Below are 18,350 nucleotides of genomic sequence, written 5' to 3' on the forward strand. Positions count from 1 at the left end.
CGGACGGGTCGGACTTGTCTGACGGGTCCGACGGGCTGGCGTGGGGGGGGCCGGGGCGTTGTCTGTGGCGAGGGGCGTGTCCCCCGCTCAGAACATCTGCCGGAACTGCTCTTCCGTGGAGGGCTGGGGTTCGGGGGTCTCCCAGTAGGACTGGTCCGGGGCGGCGCGGCGCTGTTTGAGGGGGTCGTTGCCCATCATGCGCATGATGAACCCCGTGGGGGTGAGCATGCCGTAGAAGACGATGCCGAGCATGAGGCGGGTCATGACCCAGTTGACGCCCTCGGCGAACTTCATCCACCCGGCGAAGACAGGCTTCAGCAGGCCGGGCGCGGCGAGTCCGAGGACGGCGAAGACGGCGGCCACGGCGAAAAAGGCCCACGGCACGCCGTGGAACCCGTGGAATGCCCAGCGCACGAGGCCCAGCACGATGATGGCCGCAGCCATGACCAGCCCAAATTTACGCTGCTCGTTTCTGTCCGATATGTCCGGCTTCTTCATTCTTCACCGTCCGTGGGGGGTGTTCCCCCGCGTGTTAGTCCAGCTCAAACTCCGCCTTCCAGTCCGACTCGTCCTTCCAGGGGGCCTGCTCCGTCTTGTCAAGCACGTAGCCGCCGAGACACAGGAAGTCCATGTGCGTGCGCATGAAGCAGGTGTAGGCCTCCTCGGGCGTGCGCACGATGGGCTCGCCGCGCACGTTGAACGACGTGTTGATGAGGACCGGGCACCCGGTCTTTCGGCGGAAGGCGTCCAGCAGGGCGTGGTAGGCGGGGTTGTCCTCCCGCCGCACGGTCTGGATGCGCGCCGAGTTGTCCACATGGGTCACCGCGGGAATCTCCGACCGCACCACCTTGAGCTTGTCAAAGCCCTGGGCGGCGGTCTCCTCCTCCGTCAGCGCCCGCAGGCGGTCCGGCAGCACGTCCGCCACGAGCAGCATGTAGGGGCTCTCGTGGCCGCGCAGGTCGAACCACTCGTCCGCGTGCTCCACCATGACCGACGGGGCGAAGGGGCGGAAGGACTCGCGGAACTTGATCTTGAGATTGAGGACCGACTGCATCTCGCGGGACCGGGGGTCGCCGAGGATGCTGCGCGCGCCGAGGGCGCGCGGGCCGAACTCCATGCGCCCCTGGAACCACCCCACGACCTTTTGCCCGGCGATGATCCCCGCGACCACGTCCGGAATCTCGTCCATGGAATAGTGCTTGTGGGGGATGTTCCGCTCCTTGAGGAAGCGGCCGATCTCCTCGTCGGAGAAGGTGTTCCCGAGATAGGTGGCCTTCTGTCGCCGGGGGTCCGGCGTGCGCGGCTGGTCCAGGCACTGGTGCCACACGCTCAGGGCCGCGCCCAGGGCGTTGCCGCCGTCGCCCGCGCAGGGCTGGATCCACACATCCTCGTAGGGCCCCTCGCGCAGGAGCCGCCCGTTGGCCACGCAGTTCAGCGCCACGCCGCCCGCGAGGGCCAGGTGCCGCGCCCCGGTCTCCTTGTGGACCTGGCGGGCCATGTTCAGCATGATCTCCTCCGTCACCTCCTGCACCGACCGGGCGAGGTCCATCTCGCGCTGCGTGATCTTCGTCTCCGGCCTGCGCTCCGGCCCGCCGAAGAGCCCGGCGAAGGCCGCGTTCGTCATGCGCAGGCCCGCGCAGTAGTCGAAATACTTCATGTTCAGGCGGAACGACCCGTCGTCGCGGAGGTCCACCAGCTCGCGGCGGATGATGTCCGCGTAGCGCGGCTCGCCGTAGGGCGCGAGGCCCATGAGCTTGTACTCGCCGCTGTTCACCCGGAACCCCGTGAAGTACGTGAAGGCCGAGTACAGCAGCCCCAGCGAGTGGGGGAAGGTGATCTCCTTGAGGATTTCCACCCTGTTGCCCCGGCCGACGCCGTAGGTCGTGGTGGCCCACTCGCCCACGCCGTCCACGGTGATGAAGGCGGCCTCCTCCCACGGGCAGGGGAAGAACGCCGACGCCGCGTGGGACAGGTGGTGCGTCGAGAAGTAGACCTTCCCCTTGTATCCCAGCTCCTTGCGGAGCGTGCCGCGCATGAAGAGCTTTTCCGAGAGCCACGACGGCACCTGCTCGTAGAACGAGCGGATGCCCTTCGGGGCGAGGGCGGCATAGGTCAGCAGGAGCCGCTCGAACTTCACCAGCGGCTTGTCGTAGAACGCGACCGCGTCCACCTCGTCCAGCGTGATCCCCGCCTCGGCCAGGCAGTAGTCCGCCGCCTCCTTCGGAAAGCGCGGGTCGTGCTTCCGCCGCGAAAAGCGCTCCTGCTGCGCCGCCGCGACGATCTCGCCGTCGCGCAGCAGCGCCGCCGCGCTGTCATGGTAAAACGCCGATATGCCGAGAATGTACATGCGGTTCTTTCCGTCTGCCGCCCATGAAGACGCCATTGTACCCGCGCGGCCGCGTCCAAGTAAACGGCCGGCCGCCCGGCGGGATTCCGGCGCGGGGGCATCGGTTCAATCTCCTCTACGCTGTCCACGTCGTCCACCCTGTCCACTTCGTCCACCGGCCGCCTGCGGCGTGCCCTGTTCCGGCGGGGTTTGGTGTACACTGGAGCGGTTGGTGGCAGACCTTGGAGGTTGTCATGTTTCTGCGAACCGTTCTTTGCTGTCTTGTGCTGGCGGTGTTTCCCGTGTGCGTCCTGGCCGCTGATGCGCCCGTTCTCGGCACGCCCCGGGTGTTTTATGACGGCGCGCCCGCGCCCGCGCCGGGGCCCGCCACCTGCGGGTTCTATCTGGTCGCCGGGGCGGAGGGGCCGCAGGTCGCCGCGCTGGGCGGCGCCGCCTTCGCCGCGTGCCTGCGCCGGGGCGAGGAGGTGGTGATCGAAGTCCCCGTCGGCGGGGTTCCCGCCGGGACGCCCTGCCGCGCCGAGGTGACGCTGTCCGAGGGCCGGTCGGCCCGGGTCGGCATGTCGTTTGACCCGGACCCCGCGCTCCAGGAACTCACCGCCGGGCAGACGCTGCGGCTGGACGCCGCCGTCCCCGGGGACGGAGACGGCATTCTCCGCCTGCGTGTCGTCGGCGGCCCCGGCGAGTGCGTGGTCCAGTGGCGGAGCGCCGCGCTGGCTTTGGGCGCGGAGACGCTTCTGGTCCCGCTGACGCCGCCGCCCGCGGCGGAGGTGTTCCCGCCCCCCGTGTCCCCGGCGCCGCGCCCCGGTCTGGAGCGCGCGCTCATTGAGCACGACTGGCGGCTGCGCGACGGCATCGGCGCGGCGCGCGAGCCCGTGACGCATGCCGTGGCGGTGTCCCGCGTCCTCGCGCAGGGCAATGCCCTCGTCGCGCGGCTGGCGTCGCCGCCGGACGCCCTGCTGGCGGAGTGGCGCGCCCTGGAGGCCGCCCACGCGGCCCTCACGGCGGTCGCGCCGCCGGACGGCGACCCGCGCTGGGAGGACCTGTGGCGGCGGACGCACTGGGCGCGGCGGCGTCTGATGCTGTCGGACCCCCTCGCGCAGACCGGCCCCATCCTCTTCGCGAAGCATGTGCCGTCCGCCTTCAGCCACCAGCTCACGCAGGTCTACGGCCGCCTCGCCCGCGCGGGCGGCGGGCTCTTCGTGCTGGAGAGCCCCGGCGAATCCATGGCCTGCCGCCCCCTGACGGACGGCCTCTTCCCCGACGGCAACTTCATGCACCCCGAGCCGACCCACGACGCGGACCGCATCCTCTTCGCGTGGTGCGCGTCGCCGTCCGTGCCCGCGTGGGAGCCCACGCCGGAGACCCGCGCGAGGCACTACCACCTCTACGAGATCCGGCCGGACGGCTCCGGCCTGCGGCAGCTGACCGACGGGGCGTATGACGACTTCTCGCCCCGCGAGCTGCCCAGCGGGAAGATCCTGTTCGTCTCCACGCGGCGCGGCGGATTCCACCGCTGCGGCGGCGGGCCCTGCGACGTGTACACCCTCGCCGTGGCCGACGCCGACGGCGCCAACCCGCACCCCGTCTCGTTCCACGAGACGAACGAGTGGGACCCGGCGGTGCTGGCCGACGGCCGCGTGGTCTACACGCGCTGGGACTATGTGGACCGCAACGCCGTCCACTACCAGCAGCTTTGGATGACGCGCCCCGACGGGTCGTCGCCCGGCGCCTACTACGGCAACAACACGTTCAACCCCGTGGGCGTGTGGGAGGCGCGGCAGGTGCCCGGGTCGCCGCTGGTCATGGCCACCGCCGCCGCGCACCACGCCATGACGGCGGGCTCCGTCGTGCTGGTGGACCGCCGCCTCGGGCTGGAGAATGAGGCGCCCCTGCGCCGCCTCACGCCCGACGCCCCCTTCCCCGAGAGCGAGACCATCGTGCCCCCGGCCAACTGGCACGCCCCCGGCAGCCCCGCCGAGTACCTGACCCCGGAGGAGGACCGCCGCTGGCCCGGCCACTGCTACAAGAGCCCGACGCCCCTGTCCGAGACGGTCTTCCTCGTTTCGTACAGCTACGACGGCCTCATCGGCGAGCCCGCCGCCAACCCGGCCAACCAGTTCGGCCTCTACCTCGCCGACGCCGACGGCAACCGCGAGCTGCTTTACCGCGACCCGAACATCTCCAGCCTCTGGGCCGCGCCGCTGCGTCCCCGGCCCCGCCCGCCGGTCCTCCCCGACGAGACCGACGCCGCCCTCGGCGACGAGGGGGTCTTCTACCTGCAGGACGTGGCGCGCGGCAATTACGGCATCGCGCCCGGGTCCGTGAAACAGCTCCGCATCGTGCAGGTGCTGCCCAAGACCACGCCCAACGCCAACCAGCCCATGGTCGGCCTGGCCAGCGCCTCGCCGGGGAAACAGGTCCTCGGCACCGTGCCCGTTGAGGCCGACGGCTCCGCGTACTTCCGCGCCCCCGCGCGCATCCCCCTGCACTTCCAGATTCTCGACGAACGCGGCCGCGCCCTCCAGACCATGCGCAGCGTGACCTACCTCCAGCCGGGGGAAAAGGCCTCCTGCGTCGGCTGCCACGAGTCCCGCCACGGCACCCCGCCCCCCGCCGCCGCGACCCTCGCCGCGCGCCGCGAACCCTCCGTCCTCACCCCCGGCCCCGACGGGTCCAAGCCCCTCAGCTACCCGATCCTCGTGCAGCCCGTCCTCGACCGGAACTGCGTGCGTTGCCACGATGGCGGCCCGCAGGCCGCCCCGCCCGTCCTCACCGGCGACCCCGAAGGGGCGTTCTCCAAGTCCTACAACGCCCTCGGCCCCCTCGTCGCCTACACCGCCTGGGCCGGCCTCCAGGAAAACAGCGAACCCGAAACCCCGCCCGGCCGCTTCGGCGCCGTCGCCAGCCGCCTCACCGCCCTCCTCGACGCGGGCCACCACGAGGTCGCCCTGTCCGCCGAAGACCAGGACCGCCTCACCACCTGGATGGACGCCAACGCCCTCTTCTACGGCACCTTCAAGCCCGAAGACCAGGCTCGCCAGCTAAAAGGCGAGCGCATCGAGGGCCCTGAGTTGAATTGAGGAATGCTCTCGAAAACCGTCGGGGTGTTCCCTCGCGGCAATCCCACTGGTCACCGCCTTTCGAGTCTCGCAACTTCATCGCCAGGACAATCGCACCAGAAATCCGCCCACCCTTCCCGACAAAGAGCTCTTTCGCCCCCTGTTTCTTGTTCTCTTTCACGCTGAAAGCGTTGCCGAATATAGCCCAGGCCAGGCCGCCGCCCGAAGGGCCAGGCCTGCCCTGGGTTGCCCGGACAGAAAGAATCATGCCCCAACGGGGCAGCCGAAACGGGGACGGGCACCCAAAGACAAGGCCGCCGGGACGGCGGCGGTACGGTTTGCCCCCGTCGGCACATTCCGTACCGCGGGCGTCCCGCCTGCCCCGTCTTTGTGACGTGTCCATGGGTGCGTTTCCGTCGGATCCAGGCGACCGTTCGCGCCGGAACCGCCGGACTCTGGAACGCCCTACACGGCAGGCAGGCCGTAGCCCTCGCGGTATTCGCGGGTGAAGAGCCTCATGGCTTCGGGGTCGCCGGGGATTTCCCAGGTGCCGGGGTCCACGGCGAGTTTGCGGCCCGTGCGGTGGGCGATGTTGGCGAGCTGGCACAGGGCGGTGGAGACGGCGCCTTCGGCGATGCCGCCGTTGAGCCCCGTCGGGTCGCCCGCCTTGACGCAGTCCAGGAAGTTGCGCTGGTGGGCGTCGAAGTCGCCGTAGGGGCCGAACTCGCGCTTTGCGCCGTCGGTGAAGGTCGCCGTGCAGCCCTTCCTGCCGAAGTCGAGGCGGCCCTTGTCGCCGTAGAAGACCACGCCGTTGTCATGGCCCTCGAGGGGGTAGCGGGTCCAGAGGCGCATCTCGTAGATGAGGTGGCGGTCGCCGTAGTCGAAGACCGCCGTCATGGTGTCGGGGGTCTCGTGGTCGTCGTCGTAGAAGAGCTGGGCGCCCGTGGCGGTGACGGAGTGGGGCACCCCGCCGCCGAGGCCCCAGCGCGCCTGGTCCAGCTGGTGGATGCCGTCGTTGCCCACGTCGCCGGAGCCGTAGTCCCAGAACCAGTGCCAGTTGTAGTGCCAGCGGTTGGCGGTGAAGGGGCGCTTGGGCGCGGGGCCGAGCCACAGGTCGTAGTTGACGCCGGGGGGCGGGTCCGACTCGGGCGCGCGGCCGATGGGCTCGCGGAGCTGGTGGTTGATCGCCTTGGCGGCGCGCACCTTGCCGAGGCCGCCGTCGCGCATGAACGCCACGGCGTCCTTCAGCGACTGGCCGCTGCGGCCCTGGGTGCCCTGCTGGACCACCTTGCCGGAGCGGGCGGCGGCGTCGCGCAGCGTGCGCGCCTCGTGGAGGGTCTGGGCGCAGGGCTTCTCCACGTAGACATGCTTGCCCGCGGCGAGGGCCGCCAGCGCCACCGGCGTGTGCCAGTGGTCCGGCGTGGCGACGCTCACGGAGTCAATGCTCTTGTCCTCCAGCACGCGCCGGAAGTCGTCGTGGAGCTTCGCGCCGGGGAGCTTCTCGCCGACCTTGGCGAGGCGTTCCGGGTCCACGTCGCACAGCGCGGCGATCTCGCAGTCCGGGAACCCGCTGAGGGTGCGCGCGTGGTGCGTGCCCTGGCCGCCGAGGCCGATGACGGCGTGGCGGATCTTCACATCCTCCGCGCGGGCGGCGCGCGGCAGGACGAGGGATGCCGTCCCTGCGGAGAGCGCGGCGGCGGTCAGAAAGGTGCGGCGGCTGCATGCGTCCATGGGATGCTCCTTCTCGTTGGACGGTTCCGGAGGGAGGGGAACCACCGATGAACAGTGATGAACACCGATGAAGAGTATGGGAGCCGGAGGGATATCCGGTCAACCGCGCGCCTTCGGCCCGAACCGCCGGGCGGGGGGGACGCAAAGCAGACGCGGCATCTTGCCGCGTTCTTGGGGTTTTCGTTGGCCCAAAGAACGCGGCAAGATGCCGCGTCTACTTTGCGGGTACGAGAGGACCGCACTGAGCCCGCCATGACGCGCTTATTCCCGTCATTGCGAACGAAGTGAAGCAATCCCGTTCCCGGAACACCCCGCACTTTCCGGAGCCCGCTCCGGGCCTATCATTCCCCTCTTCATCGGTGTTTATCACTGTTCATCGGTGGTTACTTCCCCGCGGCAATCTCGCCGCTCATGACCGACGGGCACCAGTGGGCCTCGATGTGGCGCACGACCAGCCCGGTGCCCTCGTCGTGGGGCACCTTCGGGGGCATGGCCGGGTTGTACATGCTGTCGGTGAGGTCGCGGACGAGGGCGCAGTTGACGCCCCAGCGGGTCATCTGGCGGATGCCGAAGGTGCGGTTGAGCACGCACATGTTCGTGTGGACGCCGACGTAGAGGAGGTTCCGGATGCCCTCCTGCCGCAGGTAGTTGTAGATCTCGCGGCCGTCGTCGGAGATGCCGTCCTCCGGGGCGATGGTGAGGGTGGCATGCTGGCGCGTCCAGGCCGGGTAGAAGCCCTCCTCTCCCGGGCACCCGCCGTCGGAGTCGTCTATGGGCAGGGGCGGGTCCTGGATGTCCCGCGGCGCGGGCAGGTCCGCGGCGGGCGCGTCCCGCATGCGGCGGCGCTGCGGGGTGTCCTGGTAGAAGCCGAGGGTCTCGGAGGGGCAGTGGATGATCTGGACGCCCGCGTTCCTCAGGCGCTTCAGAAGCTCGTCCATGCGCGGGGCCATCTCCCCCACCCGTTCCGAGGCGAAGTCGCACCAGTGTTTGTCCCACATGTCGCTGACGATGACGGCGGTCTCGGCGGCGGGCCACTCGGCGGCGGCGGTGCGCCCCTCCGACGTCAGGTCGTCCGCGTCGCGGGTGCGAAGCGACAGGCCTATCGCGCCCGCCCGCTTTTCACGCAGGGCGGGCACGGCGGGCGTCTTGAGCGCCGGGGCGCGGTTCGCCGTCCAGAACAGGGCGTTGGCGACCATGCGCGCGAAGGCGCGGTTCTCAAAGTCTCCCACGCCGCCGAGGGAGGTGTAGAAGACGCGGCCGCCGTTGTGGACGCGCGTCCAGGCGACGGGCTGCCGTCCGCGGGACGCCGGGGTGCTCCCCGTCATGAGGACGTCGGCGTCCCTGGCGACGGGCTTGGTCCGGTAGAGGCTGTACCGCGAGCGGAACGGCTCGACGCCCTCGAAAACGGGGTGCTTCTTCCCGGAGGGCATGAGGAAGGTTTCTATGGATGGGCCCTCGCCAAAGTGGTCCTTGTAGTTGCCGCCGAGCACCTCGCGGTCGAAGGCGAGCCACTTCTGGAACCCGTGGCTGGCGGTGCGCACGGCCACGAGGGGTTTGCCCGCCGCGCAGTACCGCTTCACGCGGTCGAGCTGGTCGCCCGAGATTTCCAGCCGCCGCGTGTAGAACAGCGCCGTGTCGCAGGTGTCGAGGGCCTCCAGTCCGGGGAGGTTCTCCCAGCCGTCGGCGCGCAGCAGCACGCACTCCGCCGCGAAGTTCTCCTCCAGATAGGCCTTGAACATCGTCAGGGCGGTGTCCGAGTCGTATTCGAAGGACCCCGAGACCAGGCAGACCCGGAGCGGGGCCTCCTGCGCGGGGGCGGTCCAGGCGCACAGGCAGCACAGGGCCAGGCAGGCGAAAAAGGGTCTCATGGCGCGGGCTCCGTTGGGGGTGTTTTCAGACCTGTTCCGGGATGGCGAAGGGCTCGCGGTACTCCCGCTTGAAGAGGGCGTCAACCTCGCTGTCCGCAGTCTGGAGCGTCTGCGGGTCCACCGCCATGCGGCGTCCGCCGACGCGGACGCCCATGTTGCCGTAGTGGACCAGCAGGTTGCTGGCCACACCGGTTTCGATGTCCGCGGCGGGTTTGTTCCGCGTCCGGACGCAGTCGAGGAAATTGGCGCGGTGCTCGTCGTTGGCCTGGCGTCCGTAGCCCCCGTCCACCACCTCGCCGTTCTCGCGGATGACCTGCCAGCCGCAGCCGTGGCGGCCGAGGTACATGAGCCCGCGCGTGCCGTAGAACTCGATGCGCGTGGCGTTCGTCGGCCAGAAGGGGTACTTGTCCCCGTTGCGGACGTCGTCGTCCGCCTTGATCATGTAGGGGGAGTACTGCGTCAGCTCGAAGGTCATGATGCGGCGCTCGTATTCGAACGTGACCGTCTGCGTGTCCGGCACCTCGCGGTCGTCGGGAAAGGCGAGCCGGCCGCCGCTGGCGGTGACCACTTTGGGCGGCGGGGGGTCGCCCAGGGCGAAACGGGCGAGGTCGAGCTGGTGGATGCCGTCGTCGCCCATGTCGCCGCCGCCGTAGGCCCACCACATTTTCCAGCCGCCGTGGAAATGGCCCTCGTTGAACGGGCGCGACGGCGCGGGGCCGAGATAGAGGTCGTAGTCCACGCCGTCCGGTTTCGGCGAGTCCGGCGGGCAGGTGAAGGGCCCGCCGCCCTTCATGTTGTAGACCTTGACCAGGGGGATGTCGCCGAGCTTTCCGCTCTGGAGGTACTCGCGGGCGGCGAGGGCGTAGGCGGCGCTGCGGTTCTGCAGCCCGCACTGGACGACACGGCCGTACTTGCGCGCCGCCTCCACCATCTTCCGCCCCTCCCAGAGGTTGTGGCAGGGGGGCTTTTCCACATAGACGTCCTTGCCCGCCTGGCAGGCCCAGACCGTGGCGAGGCCGTGCCAGTGGTCGCAGGTGGATACAAGGACGGCGTCCACCTCCTTGTCGTCGAAGACGCGCCGCATGTCCTGCACCGCCTTCGGGGCGCGCTTCTGGAGGCGCTCCAGCTGGTCCGGGTAGCTGCCGATGCGCTTCTCGTCCGCGTCGCAGACGTAGGCCATGACCGCGCCCTTGCTGTTGACGAACTGGCGCGACACGTCGCGGCCGCGCCCGCCCACGCCGATGACCGCCATGACCACCCGGTCGTTCGCGGACACCGCCCGCGCCTTTCCGGGCAGCGCGGCGACCGCAACCCCGCCCACGACGGTGAGCATGCTTTTCGCCGACTTGGAAATGAACCCCCGCCGCGTCATGCCGTCCATGCGCGCCGCTCCTTGAATGTTGCGGCGGCCCGGAACCGTCCTCCGGGCCGTCCAGCCTCGCCGCAGTATATCAGCGGCGGGGGACGGGCGCATCCCCGGAAGCAGGGCAATCGCACTACAATGCCCCTTGGATTTGTACCTTTGTCTTTGTTGGGCCAACCGGACATCCGCATAGGACCCAGGCAGGCCGCCGCCCATTACCGCAGCCCCGGGTCTGCACAGCGCGCAGCGCCTTGGAGTGCGGTAGCTTGCTGCCGCCTTTCTTCGCGTGGGCTTGCCCGCGCGGGGGCGCACGAAAAACGACTGGGACCGCGCGTTTCCCCAAGGCCGCCGCGGCACTCCCCGCCGCAATTTCGGCTGCCCCGTTGGGGCATGATTCTTCCTGTCCGGGCGACCCAGGGCAGGCCTGGCCCTTCGGGCGGCGGCCTGGCCTGGGCTATATTCGGCAACGCTTTCAGCGTTGAAAAGAACAAGGAGCAGGGGGCGAAAGAACTCTTTGTCAGAAAGGGTGGCCGGATTTTGGTGCGATTGCCCTGTCCCCGGAAGGGACCGCGCCCTCAGAGGCCGAGCTGGTCCATGGCGCGGTTCTGGGCGTCGGTGTGGCCCGAGGAGACGCCGCCGAGGGAGCGGGTGGCGTGGCCCTGGGCCGCCGACGCGCCGCTGCTGCCCATGCTGTTGAGCTGCTGCTGCATGCCGATGCCGGTCATCACCTCGCCCATGGGGCCCGCGCCGCCCACCCCGGACGGGACGCGGGGCGCCGTGGGCGCGGGCGCGGACGCGGTCGGGGCGCCGCCGCCGCGCGGGTGGGTCACCGCGCCGTTCTGGTTGTTGTAGAGGAAAGCCTCGCCCGCGCTGGTGCGCGGCGGTTTGGCGAGGTAGGTCGGGTACAGCGCGTCCAGCGTGGCCGGGTAATAGCCGGTGGCCGTGCCGTAGCGCGTGATGGCGTCGCGGATGGCGGTCATCATTTGCTGGTCTGCCGGGGTCGCGCCGCCGGGGGCGGCGGCCGCCGGGGCGGCGGCGGGCGCCGCCGGGCCGTCCAGCAGCACCCCGCGGGCCGGGTCGTAGCCGTATTCCGTGCCGTCGCCGCGCTTCGGGATGGCGGGCACATAGTCGGGCACCAGGTCGTCCAGCGAGGCGGGATTGTCCCCCTTCTCCGCGCGGTAGGTCTGGATGGCGCGTTCCAGGGTGACGCGCCCCGAGGTGTCGGAGGCCGACTGCACCTGGCGTTTCATGGCCTGCATCTGCTGGGTTTGCAGCTCGCCCTGGATGGCCGTGGTGGTGAGCAGCTCCACGCCGCAGCCCGTCAGGGCGAGGCAGAAAGCCAACACAAGCGCGCAACGCATGGCGGCACCCTCCATTCTTTGGTCAGAGGGAAGTATACCACCGGGGGGGGCGGAGGAACGCGCAGGCCCACCCGCAACCGTCAGACCTGTCGGACAAGTCGGACCTGTCCGACTCCCCAGACCCCAGACCCTATACCCTCTTGAAATTCTCCGTGACGGCGCGGGCGAACTCGCTGCACTTGAGCAGGGTGGCGCCCTCCATGAGGCGGGCGAAGTCGTAGGTGACGGTCTTGTTGGCGAAGGCCGCGGTGAGCCCGGCGATGATGGTGTCGGCGGCCTCCTGCCAGCCGAGGTACTCGAACATCATGACGCCCGAGAGCACGAGGCTGCTGGGGTTCACCTTGTCGAGGTTGGCGTACTTGGGGGCGGTGCCGTGGGTGGCCTCGAAGACGGCCTTGCCGGTCTCGTAGTTGATGTTGGCGCCCGGGGCGATGCCGATGCCGCCGACCTGGGCCGCCAGCGCGTCGCTGGCGTAGTCGCCGTTGAGGTTCATGGTGGCGATCACGTCGAACTCGTCGGGCCGCGTGAGGATCTGCTGGAGGAAGATGTCGGCGATGGTGTCCTTCACGAGGAGCCTGCCCTTGGGGTCGCCGCCGCAGTCGTCCCAGGCCACGGCGACGTCGGCGAACTCCTCGCGGACGAGCTCGTAGCCCCACTTGCGGAAGGCGCCCTCGGTGTACTTCATGATGTTGCCCTTGTGCACGAGGGTGACGCTCTTGAGGCCGTGCTCCAGGGCGTGGCGGATGGCGGCGCGCACGAGGCGCTTGGTGCCCGTCTCGCTGATGGGCTTGAGGCCGAGGCCGGAGCCGGGCCGGATCTTCCACCCGAACTCCGCGGCGCAGAAGTCCGAAAGGCGCTTCGCCTTGTCGGAGTCCGCCTCCAGCTCCAGGCCGCCGTACACGTCCTCGGTGTTCTCGCGGAAGATGATCATGTCCACCAGTTCGGGGTGCTTCACCGGGCTGGGCACGCCCTCGAACCAGCGCACGGGGCGCACGCAGGCGAACAGGTCCAGCTCCTGGCGCAGGGTGACGTTGAGGCTGCGGAACCCGCCGCCGACCGGCGTCGTGAGGGGCCCCTTGATCGCCACGCCGTACTCGGAGATGGCCTCCAGAGTCTCGCCGGGCAGGTAGGACCCGCAGACGCCGTTGGCCTTCTCGCCGGCGAAAACCTCCATCCACGCGATGGAGCGCTTCCCGCCGTAGCAGCGGGCCACCGCCTCGTCGAAGATGTGCTTGGAGGCGCGCCAGATGTCCGGCCCCGTGCCGTCGCCCTCAATGAAGCAGATGACGGGCCGGTCGGGGGTCTGGGGGCGGCCCGCCGGGCCCACTTCGATCTTCTCGCCTTCGGGGACGGTGATGTGCTGGTAGCGGGACATGGGGATTCCTTTCCTGTTCACGGGGCGGCGGGGCGCACCGGTCCCGCCTGTTTTCAGAACGCCGCGCAGCGCGCGGTTATTTCGCGTCGGGCAGCGCCACGAGCCGGACCTCGTTCACGTGGGCCGCGGCGCGGATTGTGTCCAGCACGTCCCCGGGCACAGGCTGGTCGAGGTTGAGCACCGTGAGGGCCTGGCCGCCCTTGGCGTCGCGGCCGAGCATGAGGTTGGCGATGTTGATGCCCGCCTCGCCGATGAGGGTGCACATGCGGCCGACGATGAGGGGCTTGTCCTCGTTCAGGCAGACCAGCATGTTGCCCACGGGCACGGCGTCCACGCGCATGCCGTTGACCGTGCAGATGCGCGGGTCGTTGCCGTTGAAGAGGGTGCCGCGGATGCGCTGGGTCTCGGTGTCGGACTTGACGGTGACGCCGATCTCGAAGGCGTAGGACGAGGACTCGGGGCTGCGCTTCTCGGAAACCTCAATGCCGCGCTCCTGGAGCTGGCTGGGCGCGCTGACCATGTTGACCGCCTCGACCATGGGGGTGAGGAAGCCCGACATGACCGCCGCCGTGACGGGGTAGGTGTCCGCCGCGCCGCAGTCGCCGATGTACTCGATCTCCAGGGAGCGGGGCCGTCCCTGGACGAACTGCGACTGGAAGAGCCCCATGCGCTCCGCGAGGAACAGGAGGGGCTGCAGGGCGGCGCGCGTCTCGCTGTCGAGACTGGGCACGTTGACGGCGTTCACGATGGCGCCGGTCTTCAGGCAGTCGGACATCTGCCTCGCCACGTCCACGGCCACGGTGACCTGGGCCTCGTCGGTCGAGGCGGCCAGGTGCGGCGTCATCACGATGTTGTCCAGGCCAAGGAACGGGTTGTTCTCAAAGGGCTCGGAGGTGTAGACGTCCAGCGCGGCCCCGGCAATGACGCCCTCGCGGAGCGCCTGGGCCAAGTCCTGCTCGTTGACGATGCCGCCGCGGGCGCAGTTGATGATGCGGCAGTCCCGCTTCATCCGCTTGAACTCCTTCATGGAGAAGAGGTTGTTCGTCTTGTCCGATTTCGGCGCGTGGATGGTGATGAAGTCCGACCGCTCGATGATGTCGTCGAGGGGGACCAGCTCCACGCCGAGGGCCTCGGCCTTGAGGGGGCTCAGGATCGGGTCGAAGCCGAGAATCTTCATCTCGAAGGCCTTGGCCCGCTTGGCCATCGCGCCGCCGATGCGGCCGATGCCCACGATGCCCAGGGTCTTCCCGCTCAGCTCCTTGCCCATGAACAGCTTGCGGTCCCAGCGGCCCGCCGCCATGGACGCGTGGGCCTGCGGGATGTTGCGGCACAGGGCCATCATGAGCGCGAAGGTGTGCTCGCACGTGGAGATCGTGTTGCCGCCCGGCGTGTTCATCACCACGATGCCGTGGCGCGTGGCGGCGTCCTTGTCAATGTTGTCCGTGCCCGCGCCCGCGCGGCCGATGACCTTCATGCGGGTGGACCCCTCCAGGGCCTCCGCGGTCACCTTGGTCGCGCTGCGCACCACCAGGCCGTCGTAGTCGTTGATGACCGCGGCGAGCTCCGCGGGCTTCTGGGGCGGGCGCACGTCCACCTCGATCCCCTCGGCCTTGAAGACCTCGACGCCCTCCTCGCTCAGATTGTCCAGCACCAGCACTCGAAACATAAGCCCAGGCCTCCAGCAGGTTGTCGCGGCCCGGCACGCGCGCCGGAAAGAAAAAAAACGGCCCGTGCGCGGCCCGTCGCGAAGAAAAATCTCACCATCCGCCTTAATAATAAAGGAAAAACTTCTCGATTGTCAACCGCCGCCCCCGAAAAGGTCGTCAAACCCCTTCGGGCCGGGCGGATCCCCCGGCGCCGCGCCCCCGAAAAGCGCGTCAAACCGGTCCCGCACCGCGCCGCCGTCCCCGGGGGCCGCCCCGGCCTCCGGCCGGCGGGCAAACTCGAACTGCTCGCAGAAATTCAGGCGCTTCCGGTCGCCCACCCAGTCCGTCTCGGGGATGGCGCACTGGTTGTGCAGGGACGGGTTGCGGAACCGGCAGTTGAGGCAGCAGTGGACATAGGCGCCGCATCCGGCGCAGGTCTCCTTGAACCCGGGCTGCGCCGCGGCGCCCTGCCAGACCGCGCCGCAGAGGTGGCAGCGGGGGACGGCTTCGGGGGCGGGCGGCGTCATGCTCCCCGGGCTCCTACTCTTTGGGCGCCGCCGCGGGGGTGTCCGCCGGGGGGGTGTCCGCCGGGGGCGTGTCCGCCGGGGGCGTGTCCGCCGGGGGCGTCTCCGCCGGGGGCGTCTCCGCCGGGGGCGTCTCCGCCGGAGCGCTCTTTCCCGAGGTGCTGTTGATGTCGTCCTCGGTGCGCTGCACCCAGGTGACCGCCGGCACGTCCGGCAGGGCGTGTTCCAGCAGGGCCCACAGGGCCAGCACCGTGGGATGGCCGTGGGACGGTCCGGTGTCGGGCTTGTAGCCCCAGCCGCCGTCGGGCCGCTGGGCGGCGGCGACGGCCTCGATCCACTCCTGTTTCACCATGGACCGGAAGCCCATGTACTGCAGGAAGGCCATGGCCTCGTAGCTGATGTCCTTGTCCGGGCCGTTGCGGGTGATGATTTCCACCATGGCGTTGGCGAATTCGGGGCGGAGCCCCTTGCTGCCCTCGTAATTCCAGGCCACATTGTTTTCCACCATCCAGTGGAAGGCCAGCGCGTGGTGCGTCACGGCGTAGTCGTGCATGCCGCCCTTGCCCCGGTTCGCCTCCAGTTCTCCCCGGAGACGGGTCACATAGTCCGGAGGGGGTGGAAACCGGTCGCTGTACAGGCCGACCACCATGGCCTTCACGAAGTCCCTCACTTCCCCGGTGTCGCCGGGCGTGTAACGGTGGAAGGGGGTGGTCAGCCGTCCAAAGGCGGCCATGTCCTTTGTGTTCACTTCGATGTGGATGTCGGGGTCATAAGCGCGGGAGATGCTGAAGCGCTGGCCCAATCCGAATTTCCGCTGCAGGTAATCCAGGACCGCCAGGTGCATAAACCGCTCGGGATCCTTGTCCAACAGCACGAATTTCAGCCCGCGGTCCATGCTGTGCGCGTAAGGGCTTTCCTGATACGGGCGCGGGTCCCCCGCAAAGAGGGCCGTGCCGGGCGCCATCGCAGCCGCGGGGGACTCCACCACCATGTCGCCATCCGCTGACCGCGCACTCCCGGAAGCGGCGAGCAACACGCAAAAAACAACAGGAACCAATCCGGCCTGGATGGGCCGCAGACCGCTTGTCCGCATAAACGTCCTCCTTTTTCTTTGTCCGCGCCGGAGGGCGCCGCCGTCCCTAGTATACATGCCTTTCACGCGGCAATGTGGCCGGCCCCCGCTGGCGCGGACATGCCTGCGGCCGCTATAGTAACGCCTGGAGTCTCCCCGATGAAAACAGCGCGAGAAAAGGACCCGTCCCTGCTCCTGTCGCTGCTTCCCTGCATCGCCCTCATGGGGGGGCTGTCGGTGAATGTGGCCCTGTTCCGCGACGGCGCGTCGGCCGGGCCGAACCAGATCACCCTGCTGCTGTCCGCCGTGTTCGCCGCCGTGCTGGCGAAGGGTTTCCTCGGGCGCTCCTACCGCGACCTGGAGCTGCGGGCCATCCAGTCCATTGTCCTCGCCATGGAGGCCGTGCTGATCCTGCTCATCGTCGGGTGCGTCATCGGCCTGTGGATTCTCTCCGGAGTCGTCCCCACCATGATCGCCCTCGGCGTGCGCCTGATCCATCCCGCCGTGTTCCTGCCCGCCGCCTGCGCGGTGTGCGGCGTCGTCTCGCTGGCCATCGGCAGCAGCTGGTCCACCATGGGCACCGTCGGCGTCGCCCTCATCGGCATCGGCCGCGCCCTCGGCTTCCCCGACGCCATGGTGGCGGGCGCCGTCATCTCCGGCGCCTACTTCGGCGACAAGCTCTCCCCCCTCTCCGACACCACCAACCTCGCCCCCGCCGCCGCGGGCAGCACGCTCTTCGAGCACATCCGACACATGCTCTATACGACCATTCCCGCGGGCACGCTCGCGCTGGCGGGCTTCGCCATTGTGGGGCTGGGCCGCGGCGGCGCGGCCTATGATCCCGCGCTGGTCGGGCGGACCGTGGACGGCCTGTCAGGGGTGTTCTTCATGCACTGGGGGCTGCTGGCGGTGCCGCTGGGGGTGATCCTGCTGGCGGCGCGACGGGTGCCCGCCATTCCCGCGCTGGTGGTCGGCGGACTGCTGGGCGCGGGCGCCGCCCTGGTCTTCCAGCCGGGGCTCTTCCCGGAGGGGGGCGCGGGCGCGCGCTACGTCCACCTGCTCAAAGTCGCCTACGAGGGGTTCACCCTCGACAGCGGCGACGCCGCCCTCGACCAGCTCCTCTCGCGCGGCGGCATGACCCGCATGTACGCCACCGTCTCCCTCATCCTCATGGCCATGCTCTTCGGCGGCGTCATGGAGGCTGCGGGCATGCTGCCCCGCCTCGCCCGGGCCGTCCTTGCCGGCGTGCGCGGCGCGCGCACCCTCATCCCCGCCACCCAGGCCACCTGCGTGCTGTTCAACCTCTTCGCCGCCGACCAGTACCTCGCCATCGTCGTGCCGGGCCGCATGTTCCGCGCCGCCTACGCCGACATGGGCCTCGCCCCCAAGAACCTCTCCCGCGCCCTCGAGGATTCCGGCACCATGACCTCCGTCCTCGTCCCCTGGAACACCTGCGGCGCCTTCGCCGCCGCCGCACTGTCCGTGCCCACGCTCAGTTACCTGCCCTGGTGCTTCCTCAACCTGCTGTCCCCCGTGGTGGCGATCGCCATGGCCGCCTTCGGCATTGCCATCGCCAAGGCGGAACCCGAAGCAGAACCGCCCGCCGAAGGGAAAGGCGCGGACCCGTCGGACAAGTCGGACAAGTCAGACAAGTCCGACCCGTCAGACCTGTCAGACCTGTCCGACCTGTCCGACCCCTCCGACTGATCGGTCCGATCCGACCGATCGGTCCGATTTTCCGTCTCCCTGGCGGCGCGGCAACGCCCTACCGGGCGTCCCCCTTGTCCGGCGGCGCATCGGGAACCTTGCTCATCGCCCGCTCGAACTTCTTCCGGTCCGCGCGCGCCGCGCGCCGCGCCAGATACTCCTCGGCGGCCAGCGCGGACACCTTCTCCGCGATGGCCAGCGTCGCCAGCTGGTTGATGGACACGTTCTCCCGGGCGGCCAGCTTCCGCACCTCGTCATGCAGTGAATCCGGCAAACGCAGGCTTATCGTGCTCATGG

General features: G+C 69.5%; 12 protein-coding genes and 1 pseudogene. 2 read left to right on the top strand and 11 right to left on the bottom strand.

Annotation, left to right across the window (positions count from 1 at the left end):
• Positions 1-87: 87 nt before the first annotated feature.
• On the bottom strand, positions 88-498 hold the full coding sequence (locus tag GXY15_14770; GenBank protein NLV42473.1) for a hypothetical protein: 411 nt from the start codon (positions 496-498) through the stop codon (positions 88-90).
• 34 nt (positions 499-532) lie between these two features.
• On the bottom strand, positions 533-2,347 hold the full coding sequence (locus tag GXY15_14775) for a carbamoyltransferase (GenBank protein ID NLV42474.1): 1,815 nt from the start codon (positions 2,345-2,347) through the stop codon (positions 533-535).
• Positions 2,348-2,580: 233 nt separating this feature from the next.
• On the opposite strand from GXY15_14775, the gene GXY15_14780 reads away from it, so the two are divergent.
• Positions 2,581-5,427 carry a hypothetical protein gene (locus GXY15_14780; GenBank protein NLV42475.1) on the top strand — a complete coding sequence of 949 codons (2,847 nt, stop codon included), beginning with the start codon at positions 2,581-2,583 and terminating at the stop codon, positions 5,425-5,427.
• Between the two features lie 444 nt (positions 5,428-5,871).
• Here the strand turns inward: GXY15_14780 and GXY15_14785 are convergent, their stop codons facing one another.
• The 8 genes and pseudogenes from GXY15_14785 to GXY15_14820 all read right to left on the bottom strand — a co-directional run bounded on the left by GXY15_14785 (position 5,872) and on the right by GXY15_14820 (position 15,416).
• Positions 5,872-7,137 (bottom strand): Gfo/Idh/MocA family oxidoreductase, encoded by a 1,266-nt coding sequence (locus GXY15_14785; protein ID NLV42476.1) that lies wholly within the window; start codon positions 7,135-7,137, stop codon positions 5,872-5,874.
• Positions 7,138-7,520: 383 nt separating this feature from the next.
• The gene (locus GXY15_14790) at positions 7,521-9,005 is read right to left on the bottom strand and encodes a hypothetical protein (protein ID NLV42477.1); all 1,485 of its coding nucleotides are present in this window, start codon (positions 9,003-9,005) and stop codon (positions 7,521-7,523) included.
• Positions 9,006-9,030: 25 nt separating this feature from the next.
• On the bottom strand, positions 9,031-10,386 hold the full coding sequence (locus GXY15_14795) for a Gfo/Idh/MocA family oxidoreductase (protein ID NLV42478.1): 1,356 nt from the start codon (positions 10,384-10,386) through the stop codon (positions 9,031-9,033).
• A gap of 557 nt (positions 10,387-10,943) precedes the next feature.
• Positions 10,944-11,729, bottom strand: coding sequence for a hypothetical protein (locus GXY15_14800; protein ID NLV42479.1), 786 nt, complete (start codon positions 11,727-11,729; stop codon positions 10,944-10,946).
• 130 nt (positions 11,730-11,859) lie between these two features.
• Positions 11,860-13,104 carry an isocitrate dehydrogenase (NADP(+)) gene (icd, locus tag GXY15_14805; GenBank protein NLV42480.1) on the bottom strand — a complete coding sequence of 415 codons (1,245 nt, stop codon included), beginning with the start codon at positions 13,102-13,104 and terminating at the stop codon, positions 11,860-11,862.
• Between the two features lie 76 nt (positions 13,105-13,180).
• Positions 13,181-14,770: a phosphoglycerate dehydrogenase gene (locus tag GXY15_14810; protein ID NLV42481.1), complete on the bottom strand. Its 1,590-nt coding sequence runs from the start codon at positions 14,768-14,770 to the stop codon at positions 13,181-13,183.
• Positions 14,771-14,902: 132 nt separating this feature from the next.
• A complete protein-coding gene (locus GXY15_14815; GenBank protein ID NLV42482.1) occupies positions 14,903-15,277 on the bottom strand; it encodes a hypothetical protein in 375 nt (124 codons plus the stop codon).
• Between the two features lie 22 nt (positions 15,278-15,299).
• A pseudogene (locus GXY15_14820) lies at positions 15,300-15,416 on the bottom strand (TetR/AcrR family transcriptional regulator).
• A 1,089-nt stretch (positions 15,417-16,505) separates the two neighbouring features.
• Here GXY15_14820 and nhaC point away from each other — a divergent pair.
• Complete coding sequence (gene nhaC, locus GXY15_14825) at positions 16,506-18,053, top strand: Na+/H+ antiporter NhaC (protein NLV42483.1); 1,548 nt, start codon at positions 16,506-16,508, stop codon at positions 18,051-18,053.
• 58 nt (positions 18,054-18,111) lie between these two features.
• Here nhaC and GXY15_14830 read toward each other — a convergent pair whose 3' ends face one another.
• On the bottom strand, positions 18,112-18,348 hold the full coding sequence (locus tag GXY15_14830) for a toxin-antitoxin system HicB family antitoxin (protein NLV42484.1): 237 nt from the start codon (positions 18,346-18,348) through the stop codon (positions 18,112-18,114).
• Positions 18,349-18,350 lie beyond the last annotated feature (2 nt).

Source organism: Candidatus Hydrogenedentota bacterium, from assembly GCA_012730045.1.
Lineage (GTDB): Bacteria > Hydrogenedentota > Hydrogenedentia > Hydrogenedentales > CAITNO01 > JAAYBR01.